The sequence below is a fragment of the Rhodoferax sp. GW822-FHT04A08 genome (assembly GCF_058801025.1).
Genome location: NZ_JBXAMW010000006.1, coordinates 152,681 through 166,959, shown reverse-complemented (window position 1 = coordinate 166,959; position 14,279 = coordinate 152,681). Strand labels below are relative to the sequence as shown.

The 14,279-nt window shown below is 58.8% G+C and carries 11 protein-coding genes; 5 read left to right on the top strand and 6 right to left on the bottom strand.

Going from position 1 to position 14,279, the window contains the following annotated elements; all coding sequences use genetic code 11:
- Window positions 1-3 precede the first annotated feature (3 nt).
- Entirely contained in the window at window positions 4-822 is an 819-nt protein-coding gene (locus AC1RMF_RS13960; protein ID WP_493142177.1) for a hydrolase 2, exosortase A system-associated, read from the bottom strand.
- Window positions 823-832: 10 nt separating this feature from the next.
- Window positions 833-1,090 carry an acyl carrier protein gene (locus tag AC1RMF_RS13955; RefSeq protein ID WP_493142175.1) on the bottom strand — a complete coding sequence of 86 codons (258 nt, stop codon included), beginning with the start codon at window positions 1,088-1,090 and terminating at the stop codon, window positions 833-835.
- Window positions 1,091-1,279: 189 nt separating this feature from the next.
- Here AC1RMF_RS13955 and AC1RMF_RS13950 point away from each other — a divergent pair, with 189 nt between their 5' ends.
- From AC1RMF_RS13950 to AC1RMF_RS13935, 4 genes are all read left to right on the top strand, one after another.
- The gene (locus AC1RMF_RS13950; protein ID WP_493142174.1) at window positions 1,280-2,401 is read left to right on the top strand and encodes a GNAT family N-acetyltransferase; all 1,122 of its coding nucleotides are present in this window, start codon (window positions 1,280-1,282) and stop codon (window positions 2,399-2,401) included.
- Window positions 2,398-3,918 carry a chondroitinase-B domain-containing protein gene (locus AC1RMF_RS13945; protein ID WP_493142172.1) on the top strand — a complete coding sequence of 507 codons (1,521 nt, stop codon included), beginning with the start codon at window positions 2,398-2,400 and terminating at the stop codon, window positions 3,916-3,918. Before AC1RMF_RS13950 ends, AC1RMF_RS13945 begins: the two co-directional genes overlap by 4 nt.
- A 108-nt stretch (window positions 3,919-4,026) precedes the next feature.
- Window positions 4,027-7,716 carry an oligosaccharide flippase family protein gene (locus tag AC1RMF_RS13940; protein ID WP_493142170.1) on the top strand — a complete coding sequence of 1,230 codons (3,690 nt, stop codon included), beginning with the start codon at window positions 4,027-4,029 and terminating at the stop codon, window positions 7,714-7,716.
- A complete protein-coding gene (locus tag AC1RMF_RS13935; protein ID WP_493142168.1) occupies window positions 7,713-8,855 on the top strand; it encodes a glycoside hydrolase family 88 protein in 1,143 nt (380 codons plus the stop codon). The genes AC1RMF_RS13940 and AC1RMF_RS13935 overlap by 4 nt, the downstream gene beginning before the upstream one ends.
- Window positions 8,856-8,908: 53 nt before the next feature.
- Here AC1RMF_RS13935 and AC1RMF_RS13930 read toward each other — a convergent pair whose 3' ends face one another.
- Window positions 8,909-9,871 carry a polysaccharide deacetylase family protein gene (locus AC1RMF_RS13930; protein ID WP_493142166.1) on the bottom strand — a complete coding sequence of 321 codons (963 nt, stop codon included), beginning with the start codon at window positions 9,869-9,871 and terminating at the stop codon, window positions 8,909-8,911.
- A 239-nt stretch (window positions 9,872-10,110) separates the two neighbouring features.
- Here AC1RMF_RS13930 and AC1RMF_RS13925 point away from each other — a divergent pair, with 239 nt between their 5' ends.
- Entirely contained in the window at window positions 10,111-11,556 is a 1,446-nt protein-coding gene (locus tag AC1RMF_RS13925; protein ID WP_493142165.1) for a hypothetical protein, read from the top strand.
- A 12-nt stretch (window positions 11,557-11,568) separates the two neighbouring features.
- Here AC1RMF_RS13925 and AC1RMF_RS13920 read toward each other — a convergent pair whose 3' ends face one another.
- From AC1RMF_RS13920 to AC1RMF_RS13910, 3 genes are read right to left on the bottom strand one after another with little or no spacing between them, the layout of a single operon-like run.
- A complete protein-coding gene (locus AC1RMF_RS13920) occupies window positions 11,569-12,885 on the bottom strand; it encodes a putative O-glycosylation ligase, exosortase A system-associated (RefSeq protein ID WP_493142163.1) in 1,317 nt (438 codons plus the stop codon).
- Complete coding sequence (locus AC1RMF_RS13915) at window positions 12,878-13,063, bottom strand: hypothetical protein (RefSeq protein ID WP_342618749.1); 186 nt, start codon at window positions 13,061-13,063, stop codon at window positions 12,878-12,880. The genes AC1RMF_RS13920 and AC1RMF_RS13915 overlap by 8 nt, the downstream gene beginning before the upstream one ends.
- Window positions 13,060-14,277 carry a glycosyltransferase family 4 protein gene (locus AC1RMF_RS13910; RefSeq protein ID WP_342618750.1) on the bottom strand — a complete coding sequence of 406 codons (1,218 nt, stop codon included), beginning with the start codon at window positions 14,275-14,277 and terminating at the stop codon, window positions 13,060-13,062. The genes AC1RMF_RS13915 and AC1RMF_RS13910 overlap by 4 nt, the downstream gene beginning before the upstream one ends.
- Window positions 14,278-14,279 lie beyond the last annotated feature (2 nt).

Here is a 14,279-nt window from a genome sequence, read left to right as displayed (position 1 = left end):
GGCTCAGGCCTCCACCAGGGCCGCCACGGTGGCGTCCATCAGCGCGGTGCAGAGTTGGGCCTCGGGCAATTGCCAGAAGGCCTCACCTTCTACCGCCGTGGTCTGGGTAGCAATGCCGGCGCTGGTCCAGCGCTGGATTTGCGCCGCCAACGCTGGGGAAGCTGTATAGCCCTGTGCCTGGCCTGGCGCCACAACCTCAAGGCATACCACTTGCCGGACGTTCACCAAAGCATCTAGGGTGGCCTCCGCCAAGCCCTTGGCCAGTCCCGGCGCCAGGGCATAACCGGCCACCTCCACGGCTTGCCCTTGTTCCAGTTGCGTCAGTAGTGCGTCGGTACCGATCTTGCCGCCACCCTGCACGACTTCCGCCATTTGCCGCAGTCGCAAGAACTGCTGCAGATGCTGACGCCCGGCCACGACCGGTTGCCACATCAACAAACGCGCAGGCACGTCTGGCTGTTGCCGGGTACTCGCGGCCGCCAACAGACAGCCGGCACGCACGCCCCACAGCCACAGAGGCGCGTCATAACGCTGGGCCAGCCACTGACGCCCCGCGCCTACGTCGCTGAGCCAGACATCCCATGTCGCATCGGAAAAGTCACCGGAACTGTCCCCACATCCAAGCAGGTCCATCTGCAGGACGGCAAAGCCGCAGCGGGCCAGTGCACGGGCCTGCAAACTGGCCATGCGTCGGCAGCGGTTCAGCTCTTCGGCCAGGGGGTGGATATACAAAACGGCGCCCCTGCACGGTTGACCGGCAGGCGGCACATGCAGCAGACAAAACCGCTCTCCTTGGGGTGTTGGCAGGAAAAACGCGTCCACCACAGCCTGGCTACAGCGTTGGGCCGACTTGGGCCGCAAGCCAGTCGGCCAGCGTGCCCACGGTGGAAAAGGCCGCACCGTCTATCGTGTCGTCGTGGATGGTGATGCCAAAGCGCTCCTCCAGCATCGTGATCACATTCAGCACGCCCATGGAGTCCAGTTCAGGCAGCGCCCCCAGCAACACCGTCGATCGCCCAAAGGACGCAGAGCGTCCGCGCAAGCTCAACGCTGCCTCCAATACCTCCATTACTTCTTTTTCCAATGCCACGGGCATTCCTTATATTGAAACCTCTCTGGGTATGATACCCACGGCAATATGTAGCACGGGAGCAGCTAATGAAAATCTCAGTGGTAGGCGAAGGATACGTGGGATTGGTCGCGCCTGCCCAAGACGCCGCTGAACTGTGCAGTACCCAAGCCGCCCCACCGATCCGATCCAGCGCTGTAGGCGTTGCATATGGTTGAACCCGGTGTCGATGTATTGCATTCGTTCGAAGAGCTGCGGGTGGCGTTGCGCGCACGCGGACTGTGTCCGCAGGCGGTACCGGAGTCGGCAGATGTGTTCTGCACCCTGCCTTGGCTGGAAAACCTTGCTACCCATGGCTTGCCGTTTCCAACCACTGCCGCCGATTGCCGGTTGCTGCTGACAGGCTCTGACAAGCACCTGGCCGTGTGCCTGCCACTGCTGGCACACGGATCCAATTGGACCGGCCTGAGCAACTATTACAGCAGTCTTTTTTCGCCCCTGTGCTGGCCTTCGCCTGACAGGGATTCCGAAGGCGCACAAGCCCCAGAATCTGCTGACAGTGGTTATTGCCTGCGGGCGCTATGTGCCTCGTTGCGCGCGGCACGCCAGCGTCCGACCATGCTCACCTTGTCACCGCTGGACAAGGACGACCGGCAGTTTCAGGCGCTTCAGGATGCGCTGCGCGCCGCGGGCTACTGGGTGGACACCTTCTACTGTTTTGGCAACTGGTACTTTCCTGTGCGCGGGCAGACGTTCGCAGCCTATCTGGCCGCCCTGCCTTCTGCCCTGCGCCACAGCATGGACCGCGGACAGCGCCGCCTCACGCGGGCCGGCCCGTGGAACCTGCGCATCCAATGTGCGCAGCCCGCGTCGCTGGAGCAGGCGATTGCCGATTTCGTGCAGGTCTACAACCACAGCTGGAAGCAGCCCGAGCCTTTGCCAGACTTCATACCGCAGATGGCTCGCATGGCCGCTGCGCAAGGCTGGTTGCGTCTGGGCGTGCTGTCGCTGAACGGCGACCCCATTGCGGCCCAGCTGTGGCTTATCAAGGACGGCAAGGCCAACATCTACAAACTGGCCTATAAACAGGGGTTCGAGCGCTATTCGGCGGGCTCCTTGCTGACAAAGGCCATGATGGAGCACGTGTTCAATATCGACCGCGTGCTGGAAGTGGACTACTTGACCGGCGACGATGGTTACAAGCAAGACTGGATGTCGCAACGACGCGAGCGCTGGGGCATCGTGGCGTTTGAGCCGCGCAGTTTGCGGGGCTTGGCCCAGGCTGGCCGGCATTGGCTAGCTAGGCAATTCAGGCACTGGAGACACACGTGAAGAATCCAAGCGGACAAGAAAAAGGGCAGAAACGCGGACGCAGCAAGTGGACATGGCCAGCCCTCGGCGTCGGCATAGGTGCGCTCGGCCTGGTCGTGGTTCTGCTGAACGCCGTAGCCATCGTGAACAGGTTGGCCGAGTCCGCCAACCGCTCCCCTGCAGAACTAATTCGCTATGCCAAGCACCGCATGCAGGGACATACCAACTTGGAAGCCTTGGCGCTCGGACCGCTCAACAGCTTGCAGGACCAAATCGTGCGGTCGGCCAACGCCCCCGGCCTGCCCGACCTGGGCAAAGGCCAACGGCGCTACCCGTTGGCACCGGTACGCTATTCCCAGGTGGGCCAGCCCCTGGAAGAAACCGCTGCCGCCGCACCCGACACCCTGCCGTCCGGCAGGGCGGTGCTGGTGCAGAGTGCAGAGGAGCTTGCACGCGCCATCAGCGGCGCCGTGGCAGGTCAAACGCTGTTGCTTGCGCCGGGGCACTACACGATCCGGCAAAAGCTCAACACCCGCTCGGGCGGTAGCCGCGAACAGCCCATCACGGTCCGGGCTGCCGCTCCCGGTCAGGTGACCTTGGAGTTTGATACCGAAGAAGGCTTTGTCGTCTACCACCCATTCTGGATTTTCGAGAACCTCACCATCCGCGGCGTCTGCGCCAGGCAAAAAAACTGCGAACATGCCTTTCACGTGGTCGGTGACGCCCGCAACATCGTGATACGCAACAACCTTGTGGAGGAGTTCAACGCCCATATCAAGGTCAACGGCCTGGATGACAAATGGCCGGACGGCGGACTGGTGCAGTTCAATACCCTCACCAACAGCACCGCACGCGAAACCGAAGGCAGACCGATGACGCCCATTGACCTGGTGGGCGCCGATCGCTGGGTCTATGCCGACAACCTGATCAGCAATTTCGTCAAGGCGGACGGCAACCAGATCTCCTACGGCGCCTTCATGAAGGGGGCCGGTCACGGCGGCAGGATAGAGCGCAATCTGGTGATCTGTACACCTAGCGATGTCGCACAACCGGGTGCCCGCATCGGCCTGTCTTTCGGTGGCGGGGGCACATTCCCGGCCGCCGTGTGCCGTGACAAGCAGTGCGTGTTCGAGCACAAGGACGGCCTGATAGCCAACAACATCGTGCTGGACTGCGTGGACGAGGGTGTGGACATCAACCGCTCCGTCGGTGCCCTGGTGGCACACAACACCCTGATCAATACAGCCGGTGTGGCCATGCGCCGCGGCCCGGCTTCGGCACGCGTCTATGGCAACCTGCTGGAGGGCGGCCTGCGCAACCGCGACGCCGGACCCTGGAAGCTGGAAATGAACGAGCTGGTCACCATGCCTGCGACCTTCGAGGATGCAGACAGGCTGTCCTTGAACTGGAAAAAGACGCCTGATCGAATCCCCTCGATCCTGGCCGTCCCACACGATTTCTGCGGTCATACGCGTGCCGACGGCACCCTGCCGGGAGCGTTGGCAGACACGACGCCCTGCCCCACAGGAACTCCATGAATAAGGGAACCCCTATCGCGCTCCGGTCTATAAAATCAACCACCATCCGCGACAGAACTGAACGACAGACGATCCATGCTACCCACCAACCTAATCTGGAGCTGAACATTGAACTCCATCCGTAGCAAGATAGGCCTTCAGTTCATTGTTTCCAATGGCTCTTTCGCCGCGCACTTCGCCCTTACGGTTGTGCTGGCGCGGCTGCTGTCGCCCAGCGAAGTCGGCATCTTCTCCATCGCCGCGGTGTTTGTCGGGTTTACCCATGTCTTTCGAGACTTCGGTGTGGTGGCATTCATCAAACGCCAAAAGGTGCTGACGCCGCAGGCCCAGCGTGCGGCCATGGGAGTCTTGTTGACTTCTTCCTGGACCTTTGCTGTATTGCTGTACCTACTCTCCGGCGTGCTTGCCAATTTCTTTCAGCAGCCCGGCATTCGTGAAATCATGCCCGTGCTCGCGCTGGGCTTTGTATTTATCCCGTTCGGTGCTATCCCACTGGCTGTTCTCTCGCGTGAACTGCAAGTACAGAAGACAGCCGCGGTCACTGCCGCGGCAACAGTGACCTATATCGCCACCTGTATTACGTTGGCATCCCTCAAGTTCAGCTACATGAGCATGGCGTGGGCCAACTTGGCCAGCATCGTCGTCAGCGGCCTGCTGGCCACCATGCTCATGCCTAAACACCGGTTGCTACTACCTTCATTTACGGGCTGGAAGAACGTGGTGCAGTTTGGCGCAGGAGCAATACTGACATCGTCCATCAAAGCGCTGGACACCGCGTTGCCGGACATCATTCTGGGCAAATTGACCGGACCGCACGTGGTTGGTATCTATAGCCGTGCAAATTCCACAGTCAACATCTTGAACACGGTGACCGCGCCAACCATCGAGTACTTTGCGCTACCTTATCTGGCCAAGGTTCACCATGGAGGTGAGAGACTCAGCACCAGGCTGGTCCCTACTATCGCCTTGCTGACGGGTATCGTTTGGCCCGCACTGGCCGCCACCGCAGTCATTGCCAACGACCTCATTGCTTTCCTTTACGGCGCAACATGGAGTGAAAGCGCCTCTGTGGTGCCGTGGTTGTGCTTGGCAGTTTGCGTCCAGGTAACCTTTGCCATCGTGCAACCGGCCATGACCGCCATGGGTCGACCGTACCTTAGCGCCCTACCGCTTGGGTGCACCATGGGCGCCAAGGCTATGTTGGCGCTTAGCCTGTATGACGGGTCCCTGATTTCATTCGCCCGTGCAGTTGCGCTGGCTGAGTGCCTCGGCATACCGGCCTATCTTTTGCTGGGGCGATGGCACCTGGCCATGGGCGCGTTGGAATGGAGACGATCGCTGGCCAACAGCGCTGGCGTGGCACTAACAGTACTCGGCACTGTTCTGCTGTTCTACCATCTTGTGGACGGTCTGGGTTCGCCATTCTTGCGTCTCTGTGCAGTTTCCTTCCTGTTTCTCACAGCCTGGCTACTGGCACTGCATCTATTCCGGCACCCGTTGAGGCATGAGTTCCACAAGGCGCTCGAAATGGTCAAGGGACTGATGGTGAAGGGACGGGGAAACAACGAACCTGTGACCCCAGTAGTGGACGAGGTGGTCTTGTATGGCGCTGTTGCAGCACCGCCGCCACCCATGGGCTTTTTCGCCCATTTGCGCAGTGAAGCGAAGTTCGCAATCAAGGCTGCGCGCGATACGCTGCGCTGGAAGCGAGGATCGCTGGCTCAGCTGGATTATCGCGACTACGTCACCTCTGCTTCTTACAACCGCGGAGACGAAGCCATCGTGCTGGCGTCGCTTGAAGCGCTTCTCGCAAATCAGCCGGGTCGCCGTGCCCTGCGCAGCAACTGGGGAGATCGCGAGAATTTCATTGACACGCCAGCAGGTAACCGGCTGATTTGCATATGTGGAAGCGGGTATATTGCTTTCGAACACGATGGCCAGTTGGCACGTCGCGTGATAGCCGATTTAGAGGTACTGGAAACGATTGCAGCACCCGTGGTGCTCTACGGTATCGGCATAAACCGCCACCTTGAGCCGGGCATGAAGGACCAACCCTTCACATCCGCGGCCGATGAGGCAGTAGTACGACGCCTTTTGCAGCGCTGTGCCCACATCAGTGTGCGTGACGCCGATTCACAACGTGTCCTGGCACAGTACACAGATAAACCGGTACTGCTTGTCGGAGATCCGGCATTTCTGTACGCGAAGGAAGGGCGACACCTCACCCAAGTGACAGGTATGCAAAGTAATGTGCGGCCTGTCATTGGAATAAACCTACCCTTTCATTTCCAGGAAGTTGCACAGCGCATCAGGCAGGATCTGCCAGAGTGCGTGGCCATGCTCAGGCAAATTCAGCAGGCCACGCATTGCAGCTTCCGTTACATGGTGCATTTCGACACCGAACACGTAATCGCGAAGATGATCATGGCATCCGGAATCGAGCTGGAAGTCGTCAGCGGCAACCCGGACGTGCTTTGCGCAGGCTATTCCGGGATGAACCTTCATTTGGGCGGAATGTTGCATTCCTGCATCCTGGCAGCGAGCACCGGCACACCCTGTGTGGCGCTCGCCTACGACACGAAGCATGCGGGGTTTTTTAGCCTGATCGGTCTACCGCAGTACTGCATCCCGTCTTCCCCCTTTGACAAGGATCGTTTCGTGGCCGCGGTGCTGGAGGCATTGGCGCAGGAGAGAGAGCTCCGCGCCACTATCCATGCTGCACGACAGCGATATGAGCAAGAATCTCGGCGCTTTGTTTCCGAAGTCAATGCAGCAATGCTGGGTCTACGTCCTTCGCCTCCAGTGTCGGCCTTGCGCAAGACCGAATCCGGTGCCGATGGACTGCCCCGCGTCTCCATCATCATGCCAGTGCGCAACGGCAAGGATTTCATCGACGAGGCTGTGGATAGTGCGCTGGCACAGAGCTATTCCAGCTTTGAACTACTGATCATCGACGATGCCTCCGATGACATGGACTACCGTTTGCTGGAAGCCAAGGACAAGCGGATACGCGTCATTCGGCAGCAGGCTGGCGGTGTTTCTCGGGCCCGCAACAATGGCATCGCTCACGCACGGGGTGAATTCATTGCCTTCCTTGACGCCGACGACTACTGGTTTCCCGGCAAGTTGGAAGCGCAGGTGCGGTATTTCGACGCGCACCCTGACGTCGGATTCGTCTTTGGCCGCTATCTGAGATGGTCCGCTGGCCCGGAAAGGCGATTTCCCGTTGCAGCCAGCATGGCACCGGATTGCAGGGACGTGGTGTCCGCCGATCTCCATCGCTCCGGTTGGGGCTACAACCGCATGCTGATGGGCATGCTGGTAGGCATGAGCGCGGCCGTCGTGCGCAAATCCGTTTGCAGACAAATTGGCCCATTCAACGAAGGCATGCGCATCGGCGAGGACTATGAATTCTGGTTCCGCGCATCCAGGGTCACCGAGATGCACGCACTGGATGCGGTAGTGTCGCTCTATCGGGCGCATGGTGCCAGCACCATGGCGCGCGTCACACCGACCAATCATATGCTTCGGCTTCTGTGCATGGTGGAGCAACGTTGGGGGACCAGCAATCCTGACCACACGCATCTTTCGCAACGGGACTTTCGCAGGCGGCTGGGGCAAGTCCATTTTGATCATGGCTACATGCATTTCTGGAAAGGTGACATTGCAATAGCCAGACACGAATTCCTGTGGTCCTTTCTTATGGGCCGTCGTCGTCTGCAGTCACTGGGATATTTGAGTATGGCGATGGTCGCACAGGTGTTCCCCTGGATCAGGCCGCCAAGAGAGAGCGCATGACCAACATGCATCGCCAGGCATTTGCCCGCTGGAACGCCTTACAGGCCTTGGGTAATCGCTACTCTTGGTGGCTTGGAAAACGCTCCGCACCATTGCGTGTCATCATTGACAGCACTGGCTGGCGATTGTCTCGCGTCGCTTACCAGCTAGCGGGAAGACCTAAGGCCACGCTCAGTTGGCCACTGGGATTATCCTATCTATTGCTCAATGGCGAGCCAACCAAACTGACCGCGCAAGCACGCTGGGTTGATCACGGGCTTTCGCAAATTTCGCTCGCGGACCAAGCACAATCGCGGCTGCACATTGACATGGGCGGTCTGGGTTACGCGGCGTTGGCGCTGGAATCCGGTTACGGCTTCCAGCGCGGCTATCTGGAGCAAGCGCGAAGCATGGGTGAACGCTACCTGTCCCGCACGGGCGCAGGTGCCGGTCTTATCACCTATGCAGAACACCGCAGTGAAGTGCTGGTGGACACTTTGGCCATGCTGTGCCCATTTCTCGCACGATTGAGTCGCCTCACCGATGACTCGCGCTACCTCGAAACCGCTTTGGCCCAGTTAAACAGTTTCATGCGGTTTGCTGAAAATGCCGAGACGGGTTGGGTGACGCACGGTTTCGACGCAAAGACCCTGACGCCACTGGGCCCACCCGGCTGGGGACGTGGCATAGGCTGGCAATTGCTGGGGTTGACCGACACGCTGATGGAGATCGACGATCCGACAATGCGTGAACCCCTCGAACGCGCTTGCAAAGCACTATTGACCAAACTGGCGGAGGTACAACTCGCCAATGGTCACTGGCCCTGGCTGTTGACCGACGCCACACAACAAAGCGATAGCTCTGTCACTGCCTTGCTGTGCTATGGCCTGGGACGCTTGCTTAGCCAAGAAGGCGATGCTTCAAGTCCTTTCGTCGAATTTCTGCCGTTGTTAAAACGGGGCCGCACCGCATTGGACAGCAGCACCACTGAAACGGGACTGGTAGATGACAGCTCTGGCGAGGCCGCAGGTGTTGGCAGTTACAGTCGCCAATTTGGATGCCATCTATGGTCTTTGGCGCCTACAGTGGCGTTGGACGCCATATCGCAGACCACTTCAGCACCTATGGAGATACCAGGAACGTTAAGCGCACGGCTCTGACAACTAACGCAATCGTCGGCGATCGCTGTCATGCACTTGCGCAATCCAAGACATTAGTCATCGACGAACCTGGCGGGAGTCAGCAGATTTCTGGCCAACTGCAGGGCAATGCTCAGGGAGCTTCGTCCCCACGGTGTGAAGCGTGGAATCTGGTACACCCAGTCGGCACCGCCCAATCCAATCCCGCGCTGGGTGGTGACTGCACTCGTGAAACCGGCTTTCTTCACCATATCCACGTGCTGTGCCGAAAAGTCCGCGTAGGGCCTTCCGTTCGGATACGCGAATGACCGTACCGGCCCCCCTACGTATCCCGCCAGTGTTTCCCTGACCGCACCTATTTCCCGCATGGCGGCGGCTTGGTCGCAGTACACCAATATGGGGTGGTTGTCGGTGTGGGCACCGATGCCAAAGCCACGGTTGTGGATGGTCCGCAGATCTTGCGTGGACATACGTGTCACGTGCTCGGGCCCGGTTCCCACTGCGCACTCCATACGGTGCAGCAATTCGTCTCGCGCTTCCACTGCGAAGTACTTCAAGAACCGCTCGAGCTGCACCACGGCGGCAGAGCGCTCTTCCAGTGTCCCAACGGGCAGCGGGGCGCACGCCGGATGCACGATGTCCAGCAGCGGGCCAGGCGCACAACGCACCACATTGGCAATGCGCTCGTGCCACAAGGGCCGTCCCTCGAATTGCCCGGTGGTGATATAGAAGGTCGCGTGCATATTGCGGCGCTCCAGCGCCGGTATGACGCCCGGCAACCAGGTGTCGTAACCGTCATCGAAGGTGATGCAAGCTGCGCGCAAGGGCAAATTGCCGCCTAGCAAACCCGCAACCGCCTTGTCCAAGGGAATGACATTGAAAGCAGACACAACGGAGTCCAGCAATTGCTCAAAAGAGCACAAGTCCAGGTCGTACGGCATCAACGGGTCAACCTGGCCCGGCACCTTGTGGAATAGGAAGACCGACAGTTTCTTGCTCGCAAGGTAACGCAGCGGAAGCAATTTTGTGGGGTGCATTAGGGGCGAGTCCTCCTCAACCATGTGCCGGCATATCTGTGTCTCTTGCCCGTGAATGGCCAGGAAGTTAATTGCACTTTGCGCCTCTAGCCTCTATTTAGTTTGTACAAAATTCTAGTTCATGTGGCTGATCAGGCCGTCAGTGGTGAAAACGTCGTCAGAGGGCTCGCATCTGCGGGTCTTTTCGGTTTTCTACTAGTCGTGTAGAGTTCACCCGGTTCCCAAGGGGGGAATTCGCTATGCACACTGGATTCTCGCCAGGGCATCACGTCTCGTTTTCACAATTGGAGAACCGTAAGATGAACCCTGTCATCCTGATTGAATTCAACGAATTGTGCCCATCCCTTCTGGACCGTTGGATGGCCGAAGGGAAGCTCCCCAACTTCAAGAAATTTCACGAGAATTCGGATGTCTTTGTCACGGAAGCCGATGAGAAGGAGGCTCCTAATCTGGAGCCCTGGATTCAGTGGTATTCGCTGCACACGGGAGTTCCCTTCCGAGACCATCAGGTCTTCCACCTGACCGACGGCCCCCGTGCCACCCAGCGCGATATCTGGCAGCGCCTGCTGGACAAGAACAAAGTGGTATGGAACTGCTCGAGCATGAATACCAAGGGACTTGCCCACGAACGAAGCGTGTTCCTTCCTGACCCTTGGTGTACCAGTGAGACACCCTTCCCTGCCGAGCTGAAGGACTTCCATCGATTCGTAGCCAGCCAAGTACAAGAGTACAGCAACGCCGACAGGGGACTCCAATTGGGCGACGTCCTGCGCTTTCTGGGCTTTATGGTGGGTCACGGGCTCAGGGCCAAGACTGTCATGGCTATATTGCGCCAGCTCCTATCGGAGCGGCGCAATGGTGGTGAATCCGCGTGGAGACGTGCCACCATCCTGGACAAATTGCTTTTTGATGTATTCCGTCATTACCAGCTAACGCGCCGGCCGGATTTTTCGACCTTCTTTGCCAATAGCACGGCGCATCTGCAACACAGCTATTGGCGTTGCATGGATCCCGATGCCTTCACTGTAAAGCCCGGTGACGAAGACATTCGAAAGCACGGTGACGCGGTGTTGTTTGGTTACCAGGAAATGGACCGGCTTCTGGGTGATTTCTTCCAGCTGGAGGAAGAGTGTGGTGCGACCCTCGTTTTCGCCACAGCCCTCAGTCAACAGCCGTTTCTGAAATATGAGGCCACCGGAGGACAGCATTTTTACCGGCCACGACGGGTTGAGGATCTGCTGAAATCACTGGGCCTGGCATGGACCGAGCTTGCCCCCGTAATGACCCACCAGTACGTGATGCATTTCGCCAATGCAGCCATGCGCAACGTCGCAGAGCAGCGCCTGCGAGCGGTGACCGTGGACGGCGTGGAAGTGTTTCGTATTGAACCGACCAATACCGAGACCAGTCTGTATTTCGGCTGCAAGTTGAACCAGAAAATTGCATCGGATGCCCAGTTGAATCTGGGAGTGGGGCAATCTGCGACACCGTTCTTTGGTGTTTTTTATCGCATTGAGGAAATCAAGAGCGGGCGCCACCACCCGGATGGATGCTTCTGGGTCAAGTCCGGACGGCATACGCAACACCCGCAGAAGGTTTCCATCCTTGATATTGCGCCCACACTTCTGGGCATGCTGCAAGTGGACGAAGCGGACCTCAGTGGCCGCAACTTGCTGCGGGCTTGAACGCAGCGCCCACTATGCGACCACTTTGCGGGCGCCGTTGGAGTCTGTGAGACGTCGTTCGCGGCGAAGGTGGAGCTTTAGCACTTCCAGCAGCATACAGACGATGTAGGGCATCTCAAAATAGGCCGCAGATAACAAGGCGCCGCCGGCCAAGTAGGCAATGATGGTCAACAGCAGCATTTCTGCAAGGTTCCTGGCCCACTCAAATTCCGGGCCTAGCGCTATCGCTTCTCGGATCACCGTACGCGCCGTGAAAATGGCGTTAAGGAAGACAGTCAGGAAAATGATCAGCCCCAGAAAGCCACCATCTCCCATGACTTCAAAATAAATGCTGTGCGCAGCTCTCGCGATGTTGAAGTCCATGCCTTGAATGGTGGGCAACAGGCTGGGGGCATTCTGGAATCGCTCCCACACCGGGCGAGCCTGCACCGCGTGGAAACCACCACCGAATACAGGATTTTCCAGGGCGATGGCGCTGCTGACTTTCCACGCAGAGACACGCTGCATGAAGGAGTTGTCAGCCCCCGCATCGCGCATGGTGTTCATGCGTTCGGTCCAATCTGCAGGCGCCATGGCGACCACCAGAACGGCAGATACGGACACCAGAAGCAATCCCGCCATTTTGCGCTTGCTAGTGGCAATGAACCACAAGGCCACTGCGACCATGCAGGCCAGGCCTCCACGCGAATGGGTGGCCACAACTGCCAGCACGGTAAGTACGGTGACACCCATGAAGCCGAGTTTGATTAGCCTGCTGCTGACGAAGCGCGAGATATAAATCAACAAGGGAAGCGACATCACGAGCACCAGCGCAAAATGGTTGTTGTCCCCGAACTTGCCTATGCCCATGGCGACGTGCCTGCCGGCATTGGCTATGAACTTCAGCCCATCCAGCAGCCCGTGCAGACCAGTGGCTATGGCGAGCATGACGACAAAGGCGTGAATGCGGTAACGACTGGTCAGCACCATGGGCATCAGCACACAGTACAAAAGAGTCTTGATGAGGTTGACGGCCAATTCCCAATTTCGCGCCAGATCTGGGTAAGCCAGCGTTGCGCATACAAGCGCTTGAGCGGTGTAGACCAGATATATGCTGGATGTACGGTTGAGGGCAAAAGGCTGTCGCTCATCATCCTTGCCCATCACTATCAGGACCAGGGTGATGATGGCAAATACCTGCACGATCGGCTGCGTTTGCATGAAGCCGAAGACGTAGTAATTGACGGCAGCCAAACCCGCCCAGCCCCACAGCATATAGGCAATGAAGGTATTGCCCACTGCGAGTGCAAAAAACACCAGCATGGCGCCAAACAACATCAGGTCACGCATGCGGATTTACCTTCTTGGCAGCCCCGGGCTTTGCGGGTTTAACTGGCTTTTCCAGCAACTCAGCGTACGAAAAAATGCCCAACGTCTTGCGCGCGCCCCGCTTGCTGGAGCGATAGACATTCCAGATCAACAGCATCATGCCGAACAGGGCGAGCGCCAGGAGTCCTGCTTCAATCAACTTGTGATACCTCCCCTGTTCATTCTGCCAAGAATGTCGGAAAACAACTGCAGCTGCGCTTGGGTGGTAGCGTCCCAGGAAAAGGACTCCGCATGGTGGCGCGTCGCATCGCGCTCCGGATAGTGCGCATACAGGGCCTCGAAGCCTTGCACCAATCCCGCTGGCGTGCGCTCGGGCATCAGCACGCCGGCGTCGGGGGAACCGACCACTTCCGGCGTGCCCCAGATATTGCTGGCAATGACCGGCGTGCCGCAGGCCATGGATTCCAGAAGCACATTGGCCCACCCCTCCCGGCTGGAACACAGCACCAGCGCGTCGACAGCGCTGTACCACCACTTCAAGTCGGTCTGGGGCACCACGCCGGCAAAGCGCACACGTTCCTTGACACCTAGGCGCTGGGCAAGCGCCTCCAGATTGTGACGCTCTGCGCCCGCGCCAACGATCAACAGCTGCACATCGGGAGGAAGCAGGGGGAGCGCAGAGATGGCGATGTCATGCCCTTTGCGCTCGATCAGATGCCCGACAGACAGCAGGTAACGGACCTGGAGTTGCAGGCCCAGTTGCTGGCGGGCGACTTCCCGAGGCAGGGGAGAAAACCGCTCCAGATCCACACCATTGCGCATCACATGCAGTTTGGCCGGGTCGGCCCCCAATTCGGCCAGTCGCACCATCAGCGCCTTGGCAACGCCGATCGAGCCACCTGCCTGGGCGGCAGTCTCCAGTATCAGGCGGCGCGGGCGCGCAAATTCGGGTATCTGGTTGAGATCGGTGCCGCGTGCCGTCACTGTGAAGGGCTTGCCCAATGCCTTGGCAAGGTAACTGGCGGCTACACCGTCGGGGTAGTAGTAGTGCGCATCGATGAGGTCGAAATCGAATCCTTCGGCAATCAGCTTGCGAATGGTTGGCAATGCGCCGCGCCACAGCAGTGAAGGCGCGAGGTTCATGCCGACTTTGGGGGGCAGAAAGTAGCGTGGATGGTAAACCTCGATGCCGTTGCGCACTTCGAAGCGAGGTGCACGGGCGTGCAGGGCGTACTCACCAAATCGCGCATGTGTGAAGGGAAACCAAGGGACCGGCGCTACGACTTTCGCCTGCACTTGGCCTGACTTGAGCAATTCGCGCAACCGGGTTTCCACAAATATGCCGTGGATGGGGCGCACCGAATTCGGATACAGCGTGGAAAAAAGCAGGATTCGGATGGGGCGGGCAGTCATAC